Here is a 15,021-nt window from a genome sequence, read left to right as displayed (position 1 = left end):
GATTTATCTGCTTGCTGTCAAGGGATCAAAGGCCGTAAAGTCCGAGACATTATGAATAAAGTCTTTCACACAAAGAAGACCATCACCTTCCGGGAAGCCGACCCCGCGGGGATCATGTTTTTCGGAAATATTTTTGGCCTGGCCCACGACGCTTTCGAGCAATTTATCATCGAGGCGGGCTACACATGGAATGAATGGTTTGGCAGCCGCGAGCTGATCATTCCCCTGCGCCATTCGGAGGCTAACTATCTGGCACCTTTCGTGCCGGGCGAAACCTATGACATTCACGTTTGTGTGGCGAGTTTTGGTGAGACTTCCTTTAAAATGAAATACGTCTTTAGCCGCAACGACAAAACAAACGCCGTCGTCACCATGGTCCATGCCGTGCTTGACGGAAAGACCAAACAAAAAACTGCATTGCCAACTTTGATGAAATCGCGCCTGGAGCCCTATTTGGAATCCACCGGTCAGGGTTGCTAAGGGAGCGTGATGGAAGATTTTAAATTTACCGGAAAAGAATGGTGGCGCGAAGGCGTTCGTTTTGAGTGCACAGGTTCAGGCAAGTGCTGCACCTCCCACGGCGAATATGGCTTCGTTTATCTGAGTCTGGAAGACCGCCAGCGTTTTGCCAAACACTTGAAAATGCGCACGGGTGACTTCACTCGTAAGTACTGCGAGATGACCGGTGGTATCTGGCATCTGAAAGAGGATCCCAAAAATCCGGATTGTATGTTCTTAAAAGGCAAAGGTTGCAGCGTCTATGAAGCGCGCCCCACCCAGTGCCGAACCTGGCCGTTCTGGCCCGAGGTGATGAACGCCAAGTCCTGGGCTAAGGATGTCAAAGCCTTCTGCCCTGGCGTGGGTAAGGGTCCGGTGATCCCGGCTGAAAAAATCGAGCAGCAGATCCGCGAACAGATCAAAAGTGAAAAAGGCTGGGGCAAATAAGCCCCCTTTTTTGCCCATTTTTGTCCCTTTGAATACTGTCTTGTCAGAGCGCACTGTCGACTCCTTTGACAATGCTGAATTACCTTCCTTCTCCACTAGATTCCGCACTTGCAATTCTCGGGGGCCGACAAAATATGGTACAAGGATGCCATATGAAAAAACTCATCTTCCCCCTATTGGCAGCAAGTCTTCTTTCCGTACAAGCTTTTGCGGGCAACCCAAAGGATCGCTCCTACAAATTCTGCGATGACATCACCCGCATCGACAAACTTCTGGATCGCAGCCGCGAATCTGTGGAGCGCATCAAGCGCGAAGGTTTAAACGTCGAACGCATCGTCGTTTCCAAAGACCGCCGCCAGCTTTATCTGGTTTCCGGAGAAACTTTGCTAAGAACTTACACCGTGGCTTTTGGCTGGAACTTCATCGGTCACAAACAATTCGAAGGTGACGGAAAAACTCCGGAAGGAATCTACACCATCGACTACAAGAATGCGCAAAGTGCTTTCACCAAATCCTTGCACGTGGACTATCCAAATAAAGACGACATCGCGTATGCAAAATCCCAGGGTCGCTCCCCGGGCGGCGATATCATGATTCACGGCTTGCCGTCGAATCCGGCAAAATACGAGCGCATCAGCAAAATCCATCCACTGGATTGGACACTGGGATGCGTGGCTGTGACCAACGCGGAAATCGAAGAGATCTTTGCCTTAACCAAAGAAAGAACTCTGGTTGAAATCTGCAAAGTCAGCCCAACGAAATAAGCCCCCAAGATTTGCCCTAGGGGCGACGCAGCAGATACTTTCGTTCCACACCCTGAAGGCAGGATAACTTGCCTTCATCGGTGAAAACCTTCTCACAGATTCTAACTTCATCAGCGACAATAAACTTATTGCGCAAAATCGCCAGGCACTGGATCTTTTCGTCATCAGAAAAACGGTCCGCGCAGAATCCCACCGCATCCACTGTGAAGAGTTCGGCGGCGGTGAGCTCTCTTAAACAACGGCGCTTGTCTTCATCAGTGAAGAATGACTGACACAATCGTGAAGCCGCCTGCAGTCCTGGAGTCGGATCCACCTTCAGACGGGTTCGATAAGGAAAAGGTCTGTTGATCTCAGCCAGACAGCGCGCCTTTTCATCATCAAAGGTCAGGGATTCGCAGACCTGCACTTCTTCAACACGGATATGGCTGTTTTGAATACCGCGTAAACAGCGAACTCGATCTTCATCGAAACTTTGCTGCATGCAAATCGGAAGGGCTTCTTTGGTAAACCAGTTTGCGGAACTTTCGATTCGCACACAGGCTGGGATCACTGTGTCGTCCTCAATCTGCGTGCAAAACTGCAAGGCAGCCATCACGCCCGGCACGGGATCGGGGACGGGAATGGCCTGAGCAGACACCGAACTCATCACAACAAAAATCAACAACAAGTGTTTCATATTAAGACCCTCCATTTCACTATTCCGCTGAATGTGAGCAGACTCAAGACATGCTCGGTCAAAATGATGCAAAGACCTTACATTCGAACAAGAACACTGCCGATTCTCAGTTTGACGCTTAAGGGGTCCTAAGAGCCTGTCGAAAAGTACAGCATGACGTACGTAACTGGTAAAAAACTCACCGCTTTTTTGTTTACATGCTTGATCCTGGTCGGATGTAAAGAGCCCGAGATGGAGATGTCTCCGCTGGGGAAAAAGCTTCCGGCGCCCGCGCTGAAAGGGACCAACCCTTTCCAGCAGGAATTTGAAATTCAAAACTATGCACGCCTCCAAGGAAGCTGCGACACACGGGTCAGCACCGTGCTTGTCAGTTTTGACAAGAAGGCATGGCACCAGGCTCCGACCACTCCTGATTCAACGAACACCTCTCTGCCAGTGGGGCAAACCAATGACACCGATTGCGCTGATGGCAGTTTTGATATTTATCTGACGAAGAATGATCTGCTCAACCTTTGGGGTATCAGCACGTCGGATGATGTGAACGCGATCTATATCAAAGGTCTGTCCGTGATTGGCGATACGGAAACCCTGACCCTTCTGGATATGAGTCCCGGCAACGGCGGCGGCGCTGGCGGAGGAAGCTCTGTCGCGACAACCTTGAATTTGGAAAAAAACTGGCCCCGCGGATATGCGGGAGCAAATCAATGTGGTTCTTTCTTCGTTTATATTAGCAATGCTTCCGGATACCGAGTCGCTCATAGCGCCGACGTTACTTTCAAAATCAGTCAAAGTGCTTCAGGCAACACTGCTAGCGCCATCACAGCTTATTCCAACTGGGGAGATTGTCACAGTAGCATTAATCCGAGCGACACGTTCAAGATCCCCGCAGGATCCGATTATGCCGAAGTGATTTACCGCTTCCCCAATACGCCCATTGATGGTTTGTTGGCCTTCACACTGTCGAACCTGTCAGCTTTGACCGCCAACCCCGTTGCGACCAATGTGATTCTGCGCAGTTCAGAGTATTCCTCCACCCAACGCTGGCTGTCCCTGGAACAAACTGTCCCGCAACTTTATAAAAATGTCTGCTATCCACTACGAATCCGCTCGCAGATGTACAACAACAGTCCTGCCAACGATCAATTTGGCGGCACTCTCAATCTCAGTGCCACGGATGCGCGGCTGAAGTTCTATTCCGACGAATTCTGTATGAATCAAGCCACCGAATATAGCTTCACCAGCTATGATCCGGTTCTTAAGGCTTATATGAAGTTTGTCCCCAGCGGGGCTGACACACAAAGTTTTGTCGCCTTCCAATTTACAGCGGCGGGATCACCGGGCAACTCTCTGACTTATGATGCCCAACCTTGGGATCTTCGGGCGGATCTCAGTGACAAAAATACGGTGACCCGACTTGAGTTCCAAGGTCCGCGTAATATCGTTAATGGTGATTGCAACGTGTACCAAGTTCTTACAACGAATGCCAATGGCTCGTTACTGCCAATGACGGGCGCTTTGAATGTCAGTCTGGCAACACAGGAATCCGGCCTGGGTCAGTTTTACTCTGATGAGGGCTGCTCCTCGCCGATCTCCTCCACCACCATCGCAAAAAATAAAAGCAGCGCCACCGTGTACTTCCGCCCCATGGCATCCAGTGCCGGAACATATCATTTCAATATCACGGCTTCCGGCCTGACCTCGGCCACGCCTCTTGTGGACATTCATTCCATTGCCCGTCAGTTTAAAATTGCGCCCATGGATCTGACGGCCGGGAACTGCAAGCCTATCTCTGTGGGGCTCATTGATGGAGCGGGAATCTTCAAGACAGCCCCCAGCACGATCACAACGGCTTTGCAGGTGTATCTGACGCCCGGTGGGGTGGCACCGCTTTATGCTGATCCGAACTGCATGACCCCGATGAGCGGCGGCAGCTCGACACCACTGACAATCACTGAAGGTGAAAGTATCGGGACCGTCTACATACAGACTTTGGGTCTTGCCGGAACTTCCTTCACGATTTATGTCAACAGCACAGCCGGTTACATGGGGGCCGACTTCAGTGAGATCTTCAAGTAAGCTGCACTAGTCGATTTTTTCGTGCAGGTATTTCAGGATCTTTTCGCGGTCCTTTTCCGGATGGATCGCGAAAGTTTCTGTGTCCCCATCGGTGCCGGCATAGGTGATGGCTTGAGTGTCATCAATACAAACATCCAAACAGCTTGAAGTCACCACGCGGATCTTGGAAGAATCACCGGATTCTTTAAATTTCTTTTTCAGGAACATTTTCAGATTTTCGGCGCTATTGCCCTCTTCTTCCAAAAGTTTGGGACTGATGGACTTATGGCATTTCGTGCAGATCAGCACAATACCCTTGGACCACGGATTCTTTTCGTGTTTCATAGTTTTCTCCTCAACTCCGCCCACAGGATTTTACCCAACTCACTGCGCGGAATCTCTGACATATAGTAAATCTTACGAGCTTTTTCGAACGGAAGCACTTTTTCCGCATACAACTGAAGGACTTTTTGCGTGTCTGCTTCAGACAAAAGACTGACGGCGTGAATCTCGGCCCCCAACCTGTCAGAAGGCATGTCCAGCAATGTCACCTTCACCGGCCAGTCCGGATTTAAATGCAAAGCACACGATTCCAGCACAGCACGCAGGCGAGCCACGTTGGTGCCCTCGCCACCGATCTTGATATAGTCTTTGCTGCGGCCCTCAATTTTCAGTGCGCCCTCAACAACCTCACCACGATCCTCCGTAGTGAACCAGCCATCTTCTTTTTTGGGATTCCAATGACGGGGGCCTTCAGGGGTGTTCTGAGCATAAAGACTGAACAAAGATTCCGCCCACACTTCCAGATATCCTTCAGCGTTCTTGCGAGCTTTCGCATGGGGCAACAATCCCACCACCGGGAACTCGTGCCCACTGAGTGATTCCAACGATGCCGTGGCAATCTGCGAGGCAGTCTCGCTCATCCCATAACTGGGAAGCACCGGCCAACCCAAGGCGCGCGCTTTTTTATAAAGATCCAACTCAAAGGCACCGCCTCCGACGACAATGGCCCTCATATGGGACGGAGCACGATAGCCCTGCGCCACCAGGTCATAAACTTGCGTCGGCACCAGAGCCGAAAGAGTGCATTTTTCATTGAGGAGTGTTTGATAGAAGTGATGCACATCCCAGCGGTTTTCTTTCAGGGCAGCCACCACTTTCGCCCCGCTGAGAGCCGCACGAATTTCAATCCCCAGCCCCCCCACATGAAAATGCGGAAGCACCTGAGTCCAGACGTCCTGCTCAGTACTTTGCAGATGGGCATTCACAGCCTTGGCAGAAGCCATCAGGGCCTTTTTAGAAAGCGCCACCAGTTTGGTGGCAGAAATTGAATGAGCCGTCGAACCCGAGGTCGCAATCCACACATGACCCTGCAGATTCAAAAGATCCTGCGTGTCTTGGGCCAATTTATACAAAGCCTGATAGTCCGCCTCGGGCCAGCGTGGGTTGAGCAGAATTTCGTTGTCGGAAGAATAAAGGTCTAAGGTCTTTGAACGGGTTGCCACGGCAAAGCCTCCAACAAAGCATCAAAGCCGACACCGACTCCTTTGGTCTTTAGTATATACGGTCCTTGAGTTCCTATCTCCGCCGAGAAAGAGTCCATCTGAAACAGTCGATGGGTCAGGCAGCCTGCCTCTAGCACCATATCACCGTGCTGTTTCTTGAGGTCCATCGCAACACCCAGGGCATGAATCACCCCAACGGGATGATCCATATAACTGGTCACCGTCAGTTTGAGATTCCACTTCTGACAGTATCCCACGGCTTTATCCACGTCTGTCTTCGCGGGCTTAACCACGATCACATCAAAAGGCGCCGACGGAATTTTTCCCCACGGAACCTTATCATATTGATTGTCCAAGGCGATCTTACACAGCTTGCGCGCCTCATTCCAGGCATGGAAATCAAACGGAAATGGATCTTCCACATAGTCGATCAAAGCACGCACTGAGGGGGAAAGTACCGTCATGAACTTTTCAAAAATCTGCCAGCTTCCCAGCGCATTGAAATCCAGTCGGATGCGCAGGCCTGCCGCCGCCAGGTGAGTCAAAGCCACCGCCTCTTGCTGAAGATCCTGCCCCATTTTGACTTTTACGGTGGTGAAGCCTTCTTTTTTAAGTTCATCCAGAAAACCCGGCTTTAAATCCTGATAGTTCGAAAGCAAAAAGTTATTACGGATCTTTTCACCCACATCAAACACGTTCTTGCGCTGTTTTCTTAAGACCGCATCCCGACGAGCCAGCCAGATGCTTTGCTCGATTTGCGTGGTCATACGCCCTAATCGCAGATCTTCCAGTTGCTCCGCCAAAGACAGATCACCCAGTTCAGGCCAGGGGTGCAAATCCGCATAGCCCACATGTCCGTCATTCCATTCCACCCGCAGCAAAGCCCCTTGCCGTGCTGTGGGCTTGGAGGCCGCATTCAGGACGGTCATGGGCTTTAGAAAATAAGGGTGAAAGAAGATTTTAATCAAAAGGCAAATCCTAACGCGATAAGAAGACCAAACACCAAGTGTAATCCCGCCGCCTGCCCCAGAAACTTATTGTAAGACGGACTGGGCTCTGTGTTGAAAATATTCTTGGTGATTTTGACAGCCAAAGGAATCGCCAGCAAAGAAACGATCGCGGCAATTTTGTATCCTTCAAACCACCAGTAAAGATTCAAAACAAACGGCAGGAAGCTCAAAGCGGCAATCTCCCAGCGGGAAAATTTCACTCCAAAGCGAACGGCCAAAGTTTTTTTGTTCACCAAACGATCCCCGGTGTGATCGCGCAGATTGTTGATTGCAATCAGCACTGTGGCATGCAGACCGATCTGCAAACCTAGGACAAACGCCTCGACCATCCATTCCCCGGTGTTCAGGAAGACGATTCCCATCACCGCCAGCAGGCCGAAGAAAATAATCACAAACAAGTCCCCCAACCCCAGATACGCCAAAGGGAAGGGGCCTGCGGTGTATGAATAGCCCATCAAAACAGAGGCAATCCCGATAGCAACGATCACCCAGCCGCCTTTCAGAACCAGCGGAATCCCACACAGCACCGCCAGTAGGAAACACAAGGACCCCAAAAGCATCACTTGATTAGCCGAAAGAATCCCGGCTTGCGTAATGCGCTGAGGACCGATGCGCTTTTCCGTATCCGCGCCCTTTTTAAAATCCACGGCATCGTTCACCAAATTAGTTCCGATCTGAATCAGGAAGGACGCCATCAGTGCGTAAAACAAAACCCACCCATCCCAGGAAAGGCCGATCGCCTTGACCAGCGCCGTCCCCGCCACACAGGGCACCAGGGCAGCAGTCAAAGTTTTTGGACGAAAAGCGAGAAGAATACTTTTAATTTGGCCAGCAGAGGTCATTTTGCATCGCATTGTTAAGAGTTAAAATCCAGTCTCTTTGTATCAGATTCTTTTCGCGTGACCAAAAGAATTTCTAAGGGCACAAAGGGGATGAATTCGATGATCTCAAGGGGGTTTTATGAGCGTATGGACAGCACTGGCATTTGTGGCGGGAGCCTTGATTTCCGGACTGTTGGTTTATTTTAAACTCAAAGCTCAAAACACCGCAGACCTGGCCCAGATGCAGGCGGATCTTTTGGCCGCGCAGATGAAAAATGATCTTCTGTCACAAAGCCTGAAGGAACAAAAATCCCTGATGGCCGAAACCAAAAAGCAGCAGGATGAACTGGCACAAAGAATGAACACCCAGTTTGAGGTCATGGCGCAAAAGATCTTTGAAGAAAAATCTGCCAAGTTCACCGACCAGAACCACAAAAATATCGCCTCTGTTCTGGAACCCCTGAAAGAACGCATTAAAGACTTCGAGAAAAAAGTGGAAGAAACTTATTCCACCGAGCGTTCTGAGCGTGGGGTTCTGCGTGGCGAGCTGACCAAGCTGATGGAACTCAACAAAGTCATGTCCGCTGAAACTCAAAACCTGACTAAAGCGCTCAAGGGTGAAGTGAAAACCCAAGGCAACTGGGGCGAGCTGATTCTGGAAAACATTCTGGAGCGTTCAGGCCTGCGCAAGGGCGAAGAGTACATCATTCAAGGCACGGACATGGATCTGCGTGGCGAAGATGGTCAAATCTTACGTCCGGATGTGATCGTCAATTTGCCGGATGAAAAACATCTGATTGTGGATTCTAAAATGACCCTGATCGCCTATGAGCAATACTCTTCGGCGGAAACTCCGGAAGAACAGGAACGTCTGGGCAAGCTGCACATTGATTCGTTGAAAAAGCATATCGATGGTCTTTCTGACAAAAAGTACCACGCAGCTGACAAGTTGATCTCCCCGGACTTTGTGATTTTGTTCATGCCACTGGAACCTGCGTTCGCATTGGCCTTTAAACTGAAGCCAGACCTTTTCCAATACGCTTGGGAAAAGAACGTGGCCATCGTCAGCCCGACCACCTTGCTGGCCACGCTGCGCACGGTGGCGGCTTTGTGGAAACAAGATCGTCAGGAAAAAAATGCGCTTGAAATCGCCAAACGCGGCGGACTTCTGTACGACAAGTTCGCGGGCCTGCTGAAAGACCTTCAACACCTGGGGAACAAGCTGGAAGACGCGCAGAAAGCGCATGAAGACGTGATCAAAAAGGTCTCTGAAGGTCGCGGCAATCTGATCGACCAGGTCGAGGATCTGAAACGTCTGGGTGCGAAGACCGAGAAGTCCCTGCCACAGTTGGAGCAGGCTTAGTTTCTGCATTTTGGCATCTTGTGAGTGAACACAAGATGCCCATCAAATTTGAATCTCTCCCCTTGAAAAATTAGTCTAATCAAGGGGCCTCATGACTGGAAATAGCTTTTTTCTTCTCGCCCTGGTTGTCATCATCGGCGCTTCGCTGTGGATGGTTCGCTCGTACAAGGGAATTCAGAATACCCAAACACAGCTTGTTGAACGTGTGGAACAAATCCAGCAGCGCCGCCCCGCCAGCGCGCCTGTGGTTGTAACGGCAGCCCCGGACAACAAGGCTGTTGCCGCCACCAAGGCCCGGCTGCGCAGCGAGGCTTTAAATCTGCAACAACAACTCACGGAAGAAAACCGCAAGTTGGAACAACAAAGACAAGCCTTGGAAAGTCTGCAGGCCCGACAGCAGGAAAATGCACAGGCCCCCAACCCCGACAGCTATGCCAATGAACTGCGAGAAAGCAATTTACAACTGCAAGACTTCATGATGGAGCTCAACAGTTATGATCGACTCAGTCAGGATATCAATCGTCGGGCAGACGAAATTCTGAAGGCACAAAACAGTCAGATGCAAGCGATCCGCGATCAGCTGGATGATAATATCCGAATACAACAACAAGCCATCCAACAGACCAGGGAACAACTCAATTACTGGCAAACCAACTTCAACGACATCACCGCCCGACAGAATGAACTAAGCGTTTTGAATGATTTGCTGTCACAACAAGAACAGCAGCTGGTACTGATGCAAAATGAAAAGCTCCTGCTGTCGCCGCAAGCGCTGGAAGCCCCCAGCCAAGTTCAAGCCGACCGCGAACAGGCCTTGGCCGAAATCAACAGCAATCGCCAGGATCTGCAGAATGAAATTATGGGAATGCGATCCCAGATTCAAAATCTGCAAGAAGATATCTATCAGTCCACAATCTCGGAAACATCCCTGCGTCGACAGATCCTGCAAACACAGCGGGCCTATGAACAACAGCAACAGCAGGTGCGAAAACTGGAATCCTCTTTGCTGGAAAAGAACGCCGAACTCAATGCTTTGGAATAAAAAAAGGAGCCTTGCGGGCTCCTTCGTCGTTTTTTTTGATTCTTCTGAAATTAAAGTTCAGCGTCGCGAATCACAGTCAGCTTCGTCGCAACGTCGATGCCTGTGGATTGATTCTTGATCGCCACAGCCGGGTTCTGAACCACACGCTGTTGCAGCTTCGTGAAGATCGGCTCACGAATCGCCAGGTTGTTGTCCTGAAGAACACACTGACGAGCAGTGCGCGCTTCAATGTTCACCACAACGGGTGCCTTCAAGTTCGCCGTCATTTGTGTAGGATCGTCCGGGATTGTCACGATAGAGAAGTAACGAGCTTTGTCTTGAGACGTCAGCTTCAAAGCTTCCATGTCACCTTTAGTGAGGTTGGCTTTGTACTGAGGAGCAAACAGCTCAGGCTCAAGCACGGGGAAGGCAATGGCGGGGGCTTCGCAGCTTTGCAACCAAGCGAAGATCTCGTCATTTGGATCATCAAGAAGAACGAATTTGCGCAAATCAGCGAAGCCCAAAAGGCCTTCGGTGAAAGTCAGAACATCTTCTTGTTTCAGCTCAATCTGGCCGAATCTTGATGTCGAAATGATCATTCAACCCCTCCAAACAGGTACACAGATTCACCCTTATTTTAGACACACCAAGGCACTAAGACGGTGAATACACCTATAAATCTGGACCTAAATCTAGGGAGACTCAATTAAAATCTAGAGAGGATGACTGACCGCTTCAGGCGCAACGCCTTTGCCAGAAAGGATTTGGGAGGGATTTCAAAAACGAAAAAAGGCCTGACAATCAAATGCAGGCCTTTTTATGCACAAGTTTAAAGAAACCTTTATGGTTTCAATAGCTTAGCAATATTTCGCGTCTTATCAGCATCTGTTGTGGCAGACTGCTGATTCTGATCTTGGATCGCAACGTAAACTTCTTCACGGTGGATTTTGGTATCTTTGGGCGCTTCGATGCCTAGGCGGACCTGTTTACCTTTAATTTGAACTACTCTGATTTTGATGTGGTCATCGATAGCGATGCTTTCACCCAACTTCCGTGTGAGAACCAGCATGACAACTCCTTTTGCTGCAGTCGTTATCGGTAGTTTTAAGCGGAACTGTAGGTATTATTTTTATCTTAGAAAGTCAAGAAGGCTTGGCTGAATAAGCTTTCCAGACGTTTCGAGGGTCGCTTTGAGCGTGCTATCGGTCTTATTGATGTCGGAAATAACCTGGAAGGCATCCGCATCTTCAAGCTGGGAAGCCGTAATTTTATTGTCCACCACAGCCTTTTGCAGGGAATCCATGGTGTTATTCACCGCCATAATTCTGGACCCAACTTCAGATCGGGCCAAAACCACCTGGGAAATAGCCTGATCAAGGGTGTCCAGGGCTTCCTGGATGCCCTCTTTGTCGTTGGTGCGCATGGAAATCTCAAGATTCTTCAGGGTCGAGAACAGGTTCACCCCGCTCGACCCCGTCACCGGATCTTGCTTATCCAAGCGGCTGGAACGACGCTCCGAGGCAGGACCGCGAGTTTCCAAGTAGTTGGAGTCGATCTGCTCATTGCGCTCTTGACGCTGAATCTCCTGATTTTGGAAGTCTTTTAAGGACTCAACATCCGTCGGAGTCTCATACTGCGCCCGAACGATCCCGTCCCCGCCCAAGCCCCGACCCAGGAACACTTTACTGCCCGGAAGGTTCATCGCCACAAAAGCGTCCTTCTGGGTCTGAATCTTCATGTCCGAGTCGTTGCCGAAGTATTCGCCGCTTTGATTAAACGGCGTCGTCTGAGTTTTCTGCCCACCAAAGATATATCTTTCACCGAGCTTGCGGTTGCCGATCTGGATGGACTGATTGTAAATCTGTTCAACCTCAGAAGCCGTCACCATACGGCTTTCTTCGTTTCCGCTGGCATCATTGGCCTGACTGACCGCCAGCTCTTTGGCGCGCACCAGAATGTCAGTCAACTCACTCAGGGACTGATCCGAGAACTCCAGGAAGCTTTTGGCGTTATTAATATTCTTAATAAACTGAGAATTTCCACGTTCTTCAGTTCGGGCCGTCAGAACACGCGCTGATGCCAATGGATCGTCAGATGGCTTGTTGATACGTTTTTGAGTCGCAGCCTGATTTTGCAAATCAGCCATGTCCGACCTGTTTTTGGTCAGATTCTGGTTCACCTGATTGAAAGCCATTTTATCTGCGATTCTCATCTATTCCTTCTCTGCTTCAGCTTACGCGGCTGCCGCCGCTACAGCTCTGCCCGCTAGAGCGGAGCTTCAGCTCTGCCCGCTAGAGCGGAGCTTCAGCTCTGCCCGCTAGGGCGGCTACATCCGTTTTAGATTCAACACTGTATCAAACATTTCATCGGCGGTTTTGATCAAACGCGCGGATGCATCGTAAGTTTTCTGGAACTCGATCATTTTCGTGGTCTCTTCATCCAGACTCACACCGCTGATACTTTCGCGGATGTTTGTCAGTTGAGACATCACATTCTTTTGCGACTCCTGTGACTTCACCGCACGCTGGGCAATCGCACCGATCTGACCCACTTGCGTGTTGTAGTAATCATCCAAGGTCGCTGTACCACCATCCATCACCTGGCGATACTGCAGGGACGAAATCACGTTGGCCACGGTGTTGTCACCCGGAGCCCCCGCTTGAGCCGCCGTGGCGATACGACCCACGTCATTAAAAACGGTTTTGTTAACAGCGATCTGAGACGCCGCCCCCTTGACGGCATCGGGCATCTCAAAGAACAAAACCCCATTACGGCCGGTTTTGTCATAACCTTCGATATGGGCCGTATTCACCTCTTTTGCCAAAGTGTAGGCCATATTGTCGACGTGACTTAAAAGATCCTCAATGACACGGTCACGAACATCCAGAGCCCCCCCGATACGACCGCCCGAGATCTGCTCGGTTATGTTGGCAGAGGTGCTGCCGCTTCCCATGAAGAAGACTTCGACACGGTCACGAGCATCTGTCTGCTGGGCCTTCAACTCTGAAGAACCGATTCCGGAAACCAGAATTGCCGTGCGACCCGCCGTCACGGTCACCATACCATCCTTACCCTCTGCCCAGGAAATATCGATCTTTTCACCCATTTTTTTAAGCAAAAGATCACGACGGTCACGCTCGTCGTTGGCAGGAGTGTTTTGAACTTCAATCATCTGAATCTTTTCATTCAGAGAGGCAATTTCCTTGGAAAGCTGATTGATCTCTTCAACAGTCGTTTTCACCTGACCGTCCAGATCTTCTTGCACGGCTTTCAACTGTCCCACCACGCGACCGAAATCTTTGGTCAACGCCACCGACGTTTCACGCACCATGGTACGTGACGCCAAACTTTCTGGATTGTTGGAAAGCTCACGGAAGGAATTGAAGAAATCCGTCATGTACTGATTCAGACCCTTGTTGGTCTGTTCGTTGTACACCTGTTCTACACGGCTCAGGGCTTCCGCGCGGGAATCCTGAAAGCCCATGTTCATGCCTTCTTTTTGGATTTGTTTTTCAAGCCAAGGATTGTTCACACGGGTCACAACACCCGCACGGGCCCCCATACCGATCTGAAGATTGCCTTCCGTGATAGGCATGTTCGTCTGAAGCTCCACTCTTTGGCGAGAGAAGCCTTCAGTCGATTTATTGGCGATATTATGACCGACCGTCTGCAACGCTGTCTGAGAGTTCATCAGAGAGCGTTTACCCGTATCCATCATAGCCGAGATTTTAGACATCCTATCCTCATCTCCGGTGGGTTCCGTTTACTGCTTCAGCCTGCGGGGCTCCGCCCCTTCGGCTCTGCCCGGTCAAGCCGGGCCTCAGGCTTCTTTGCTAACGAAGTTGCCTGCGACTTGAGGGCCTTGTTTTACCTGGCCCTTGCCTCCGTAAGTCTTCTTACCGGAAAGCGTGTCTTTGATATTATTCAAAGCGCCGTTCAATGTATTCAGAGCGGACTTTGTGTATTCTTCGTTTTCTTTGTTAATTTCGGTGATTCGTTTGATCAGAATATCCAGCGCCGCGTGCTGCGTGCGCAGACGATCTGCCGCTGGAGTGCCCGCCAGTTTTTGCGCCAGCTCCAACAAACGCGGATTTTCCGCATCAGCACCCACGATTGTCGCCAGCTCCATCGCATAGCGAGAGCGCAAAGAATCTTGCGCACGAAGCTTGAACAGCAGCTCTTCTTTAAGTTTGTTGCTTTCATCCAAAGCTTCACGGTCCGCTTTCAAAAGAATTTCTTTTTCTTTGCGAACGATATCCAACAGGGAACGGTAGATTTTTGTAAGTTCTTCGAGATTTGCTTCCAGCTTGTGAAACGCTCTTTCTACTGTTGCGTCCATCTTTATCATCCTTCCGCCTTTGCTGAAGCTTTGGCGGACAGGTCCGCGGGCTTACTTGGGGCGGGATTGAAATCGTTTTACTTCAGCTTCCTTGCTGTCGCTGCCGCGTCCGTCTTCACGGCGCGGACTTGTTCGGTGTCAGCCGATTAGAACTCCAAATGTTCGTCGACCATTTTGTCGGCGATGGCTTTGGCGTCAACTTTGTATTTTCCTTCGTCGATCAAAGCGCGGAATTTAGCAACTTTGGCTTCGTCAACATCAGGGGCAGACATAGCAAGTTCTTTGATGCGTTTTGCTTCCTGAGCACGAGGAGACAACTCCACGCGTGAGGATTCACCAAGATTGGAAGACGTCAAAGCATCCGCTTTTGTCAAACCTGCATCCGGCGCTTTATTCTTGATACCATCCGCTCTGTCAGATCTGGAAGAATCTGTAAGATTCAAATTTTGACCGACTTTGTTGTGCGTGATCTTCATCGAGAACTCCTCTGTCAGAGTGTAGAAACACACTCTTTTATTCTTT

17 protein-coding genes are annotated in these 15,021 nt (G+C 50.2%); 6 read left to right on the top strand and 11 right to left on the bottom strand.

All coding sequences use genetic code 11. The features are described 5' to 3' along the window. Nucleotides 1–51: 51 nt before the first annotated feature. The 3 genes from ACZ5ZV_RS03300 to ACZ5ZV_RS03290 all read left to right on the top strand — a co-directional run bounded on the left by ACZ5ZV_RS03300 (nucleotide 52) and on the right by ACZ5ZV_RS03290 (nucleotide 1,709). Nucleotides 52–480: an acyl-CoA thioesterase gene (locus ACZ5ZV_RS03300; RefSeq protein ID WP_464120007.1), complete on the top strand. Its 429-nt coding sequence runs from the start codon at nucleotides 52–54 to the stop codon at nucleotides 478–480. A 9-nt stretch (nucleotides 481–489) separates the two neighbouring features. After that, on the top strand, nucleotides 490–945 hold the full coding sequence (locus tag ACZ5ZV_RS03295; protein ID WP_464120006.1) for a YkgJ family cysteine cluster protein: 456 nt from the start codon (nucleotides 490–492) through the stop codon (nucleotides 943–945). Nucleotides 946–1,097: 152 nt separating this feature from the next. Next, nucleotides 1,098–1,709 (top strand): L,D-transpeptidase family protein, encoded by a 612-nt coding sequence (locus ACZ5ZV_RS03290; protein ID WP_464120005.1) that lies wholly within the window; start codon nucleotides 1,098–1,100, stop codon nucleotides 1,707–1,709. A 16-nt stretch (nucleotides 1,710–1,725) separates the two neighbouring features. Here the strand turns inward: ACZ5ZV_RS03290 and ACZ5ZV_RS03285 are convergent, their stop codons facing one another. Continuing rightward, nucleotides 1,726–2,385, bottom strand: a complete 660-nt coding sequence (locus ACZ5ZV_RS03285; RefSeq protein ID WP_464120004.1) for a hypothetical protein — start codon at nucleotides 2,383–2,385, stop codon at nucleotides 1,726–1,728. A 153-nt stretch (nucleotides 2,386–2,538) separates the two neighbouring features. On the opposite strand from ACZ5ZV_RS03285, the gene ACZ5ZV_RS03280 reads away from it, so the two are divergent. After that, nucleotides 2,539–4,461 carry a hypothetical protein gene (locus ACZ5ZV_RS03280; RefSeq protein ID WP_464120003.1) on the top strand — a complete coding sequence of 641 codons (1,923 nt, stop codon included), beginning with the start codon at nucleotides 2,539–2,541 and terminating at the stop codon, nucleotides 4,459–4,461. A 6-nt stretch (nucleotides 4,462–4,467) separates the two neighbouring features. Here ACZ5ZV_RS03280 and ACZ5ZV_RS03275 read toward each other — a convergent pair whose 3' ends face one another. From ACZ5ZV_RS03275 to menA, 4 genes are read right to left on the bottom strand one after another with little or no spacing between them, the layout of a single operon-like run. Continuing rightward, on the bottom strand, nucleotides 4,468–4,785 hold the full coding sequence (locus tag ACZ5ZV_RS03275) for a (2Fe-2S) ferredoxin domain-containing protein (protein ID WP_464120002.1): 318 nt from the start codon (nucleotides 4,783–4,785) through the stop codon (nucleotides 4,468–4,470). Further along, nucleotides 4,782–5,945, bottom strand: a complete 1,164-nt coding sequence (locus ACZ5ZV_RS03270) for an AMP-binding protein (RefSeq protein WP_464120001.1) — start codon at nucleotides 5,943–5,945, stop codon at nucleotides 4,782–4,784. The genes ACZ5ZV_RS03275 and ACZ5ZV_RS03270 overlap by 4 nt, the downstream gene beginning before the upstream one ends. After that, nucleotides 5,921–6,913 carry an o-succinylbenzoate synthase MenC gene (gene menC, locus ACZ5ZV_RS03265; RefSeq protein WP_464120000.1) on the bottom strand — a complete coding sequence of 331 codons (993 nt, stop codon included), beginning with the start codon at nucleotides 6,911–6,913 and terminating at the stop codon, nucleotides 5,921–5,923. Before menC ends, ACZ5ZV_RS03270 begins: the two co-directional genes overlap by 25 nt. Further along, nucleotides 6,910–7,797: a 1,4-dihydroxy-2-naphthoate octaprenyltransferase gene (gene menA, locus ACZ5ZV_RS03260; RefSeq protein WP_464119999.1), complete on the bottom strand. Its 888-nt coding sequence runs from the start codon at nucleotides 7,795–7,797 to the stop codon at nucleotides 6,910–6,912. The genes menC and menA overlap by 4 nt, the downstream gene beginning before the upstream one ends. Nucleotides 7,798–7,915: 118 nt before the next feature. Here menA and ACZ5ZV_RS03255 point away from each other — a divergent pair, with 118 nt between their 5' ends. Then, complete coding sequence (locus ACZ5ZV_RS03255) at nucleotides 7,916–9,139, top strand: DNA recombination protein RmuC (protein ID WP_464119998.1); 1,224 nt, start codon at nucleotides 7,916–7,918, stop codon at nucleotides 9,137–9,139. A 91-nt stretch (nucleotides 9,140–9,230) separates the two neighbouring features. Further along, the gene (locus ACZ5ZV_RS03250; RefSeq protein WP_464119997.1) at nucleotides 9,231–10,181 is read left to right on the top strand and encodes a hypothetical protein; all 951 of its coding nucleotides are present in this window, start codon (nucleotides 9,231–9,233) and stop codon (nucleotides 10,179–10,181) included. Between the two features lie 50 nt (nucleotides 10,182–10,231). On the opposite strand, the gene fliW is transcribed toward ACZ5ZV_RS03250, so the two are convergent. From fliW to flgM, 6 genes are all read right to left on the bottom strand, one after another. Then, complete coding sequence (gene fliW / locus ACZ5ZV_RS03245; RefSeq protein WP_464119996.1) at nucleotides 10,232–10,759, bottom strand: flagellar assembly protein FliW; 528 nt, start codon at nucleotides 10,757–10,759, stop codon at nucleotides 10,232–10,234. A gap of 242 nt (nucleotides 10,760–11,001) precedes the next feature. Then, on the bottom strand, nucleotides 11,002–11,229 hold the full coding sequence (csrA, locus tag ACZ5ZV_RS03240) for a carbon storage regulator CsrA (protein ID WP_038451346.1): 228 nt from the start codon (nucleotides 11,227–11,229) through the stop codon (nucleotides 11,002–11,004). A gap of 60 nt (nucleotides 11,230–11,289) precedes the next feature. Beyond that, nucleotides 11,290–12,372: a flagellar hook-associated protein FlgL gene (gene flgL, locus ACZ5ZV_RS03235; protein WP_464119995.1), complete on the bottom strand. Its 1,083-nt coding sequence runs from the start codon at nucleotides 12,370–12,372 to the stop codon at nucleotides 11,290–11,292. A gap of 114 nt (nucleotides 12,373–12,486) precedes the next feature. After that, nucleotides 12,487–13,896 (bottom strand): flagellar hook-associated protein FlgK, encoded by a 1,410-nt coding sequence (flgK, locus tag ACZ5ZV_RS03230; protein ID WP_464119994.1) that lies wholly within the window; start codon nucleotides 13,894–13,896, stop codon nucleotides 12,487–12,489. 84 nt (nucleotides 13,897–13,980) lie between these two features. Beyond that, the gene (locus ACZ5ZV_RS03225) at nucleotides 13,981–14,499 is read right to left on the bottom strand and encodes a flagellar protein FlgN (RefSeq protein ID WP_464119993.1); all 519 of its coding nucleotides are present in this window, start codon (nucleotides 14,497–14,499) and stop codon (nucleotides 13,981–13,983) included. 146 nt (nucleotides 14,500–14,645) lie between these two features. After that, nucleotides 14,646–14,975: a flagellar biosynthesis anti-sigma factor FlgM gene (gene flgM, locus ACZ5ZV_RS03220; RefSeq protein WP_464119992.1), complete on the bottom strand. Its 330-nt coding sequence runs from the start codon at nucleotides 14,973–14,975 to the stop codon at nucleotides 14,646–14,648. Nucleotides 14,976–15,021 lie beyond the last annotated feature (46 nt).

This window comes from Bdellovibrio sp. HAGR004 (assembly GCF_055397015.1).
The sequence above is the reverse complement of the archived record's forward strand: the minus strand, read 5'-3'. Positions and strand labels throughout refer to the sequence as shown.

Bases quoted from the DNA above. Each gene is read 5' to 3' on its own strand.
- ACZ5ZV_RS03280 (WP_464120003.1), top strand. From the start codon at position 2,539: ATGACGTACGTAACTGGTAAAAAACTCACCGCTTTTTTGTTTACATGC.
- ACZ5ZV_RS03225 (WP_464119993.1), bottom strand. From the start codon at position 14,499: ATGGACGCAACAGTAGAAAGAGCGTTTCACAAGCTGGAAGCAAATCTC.
- ACZ5ZV_RS03250 (WP_464119997.1), top strand. From the start codon at position 9,231: ATGACTGGAAATAGCTTTTTTCTTCTCGCCCTGGTTGTCATCATCGGC.
- ACZ5ZV_RS03275 (WP_464120002.1), bottom strand. From the start codon at position 4,785: ATGAAACACGAAAAGAATCCGTGGTCCAAGGGTATTGTGCTGATCTGC.
- flgL (WP_464119995.1), bottom strand. From the start codon at position 12,372: ATGAGAATCGCAGATAAAATGGCTTTCAATCAGGTGAACCAGAATCTG.
- ACZ5ZV_RS03295 (WP_464120006.1), top strand. From the start codon at position 490: ATGGAAGATTTTAAATTTACCGGAAAAGAATGGTGGCGCGAAGGCGTT.
- ACZ5ZV_RS03285 (WP_464120004.1), bottom strand. From the start codon at position 2,385: ATGAAACACTTGTTGTTGATTTTTGTTGTGATGAGTTCGGTGTCTGCT.
- fliW (WP_464119996.1), bottom strand. From the start codon at position 10,759: ATGATCATTTCGACATCAAGATTCGGCCAGATTGAGCTGAAACAAGAA.
- flgM (WP_464119992.1), bottom strand. From the start codon at position 14,975: ATGAAGATCACGCACAACAAAGTCGGTCAAAATTTGAATCTTACAGAT.
- csrA (WP_038451346.1), bottom strand. From the start codon at position 11,229: ATGCTGGTTCTCACACGGAAGTTGGGTGAAAGCATCGCTATCGATGAC.
- ACZ5ZV_RS03300 (WP_464120007.1), top strand. From the start codon at position 52: ATGAATAAAGTCTTTCACACAAAGAAGACCATCACCTTCCGGGAAGCC.
- ACZ5ZV_RS03255 (WP_464119998.1), top strand. From the start codon at position 7,916: ATGAGCGTATGGACAGCACTGGCATTTGTGGCGGGAGCCTTGATTTCC.
- ACZ5ZV_RS03290 (WP_464120005.1), top strand. From the start codon at position 1,098: ATGAAAAAACTCATCTTCCCCCTATTGGCAGCAAGTCTTCTTTCCGTA.
- flgK (WP_464119994.1), bottom strand. From the start codon at position 13,896: ATGTCTAAAATCTCGGCTATGATGGATACGGGTAAACGCTCTCTGATG.
- menA (WP_464119999.1), bottom strand. From the start codon at position 7,797: ATGACCTCTGCTGGCCAAATTAAAAGTATTCTTCTCGCTTTTCGTCCA.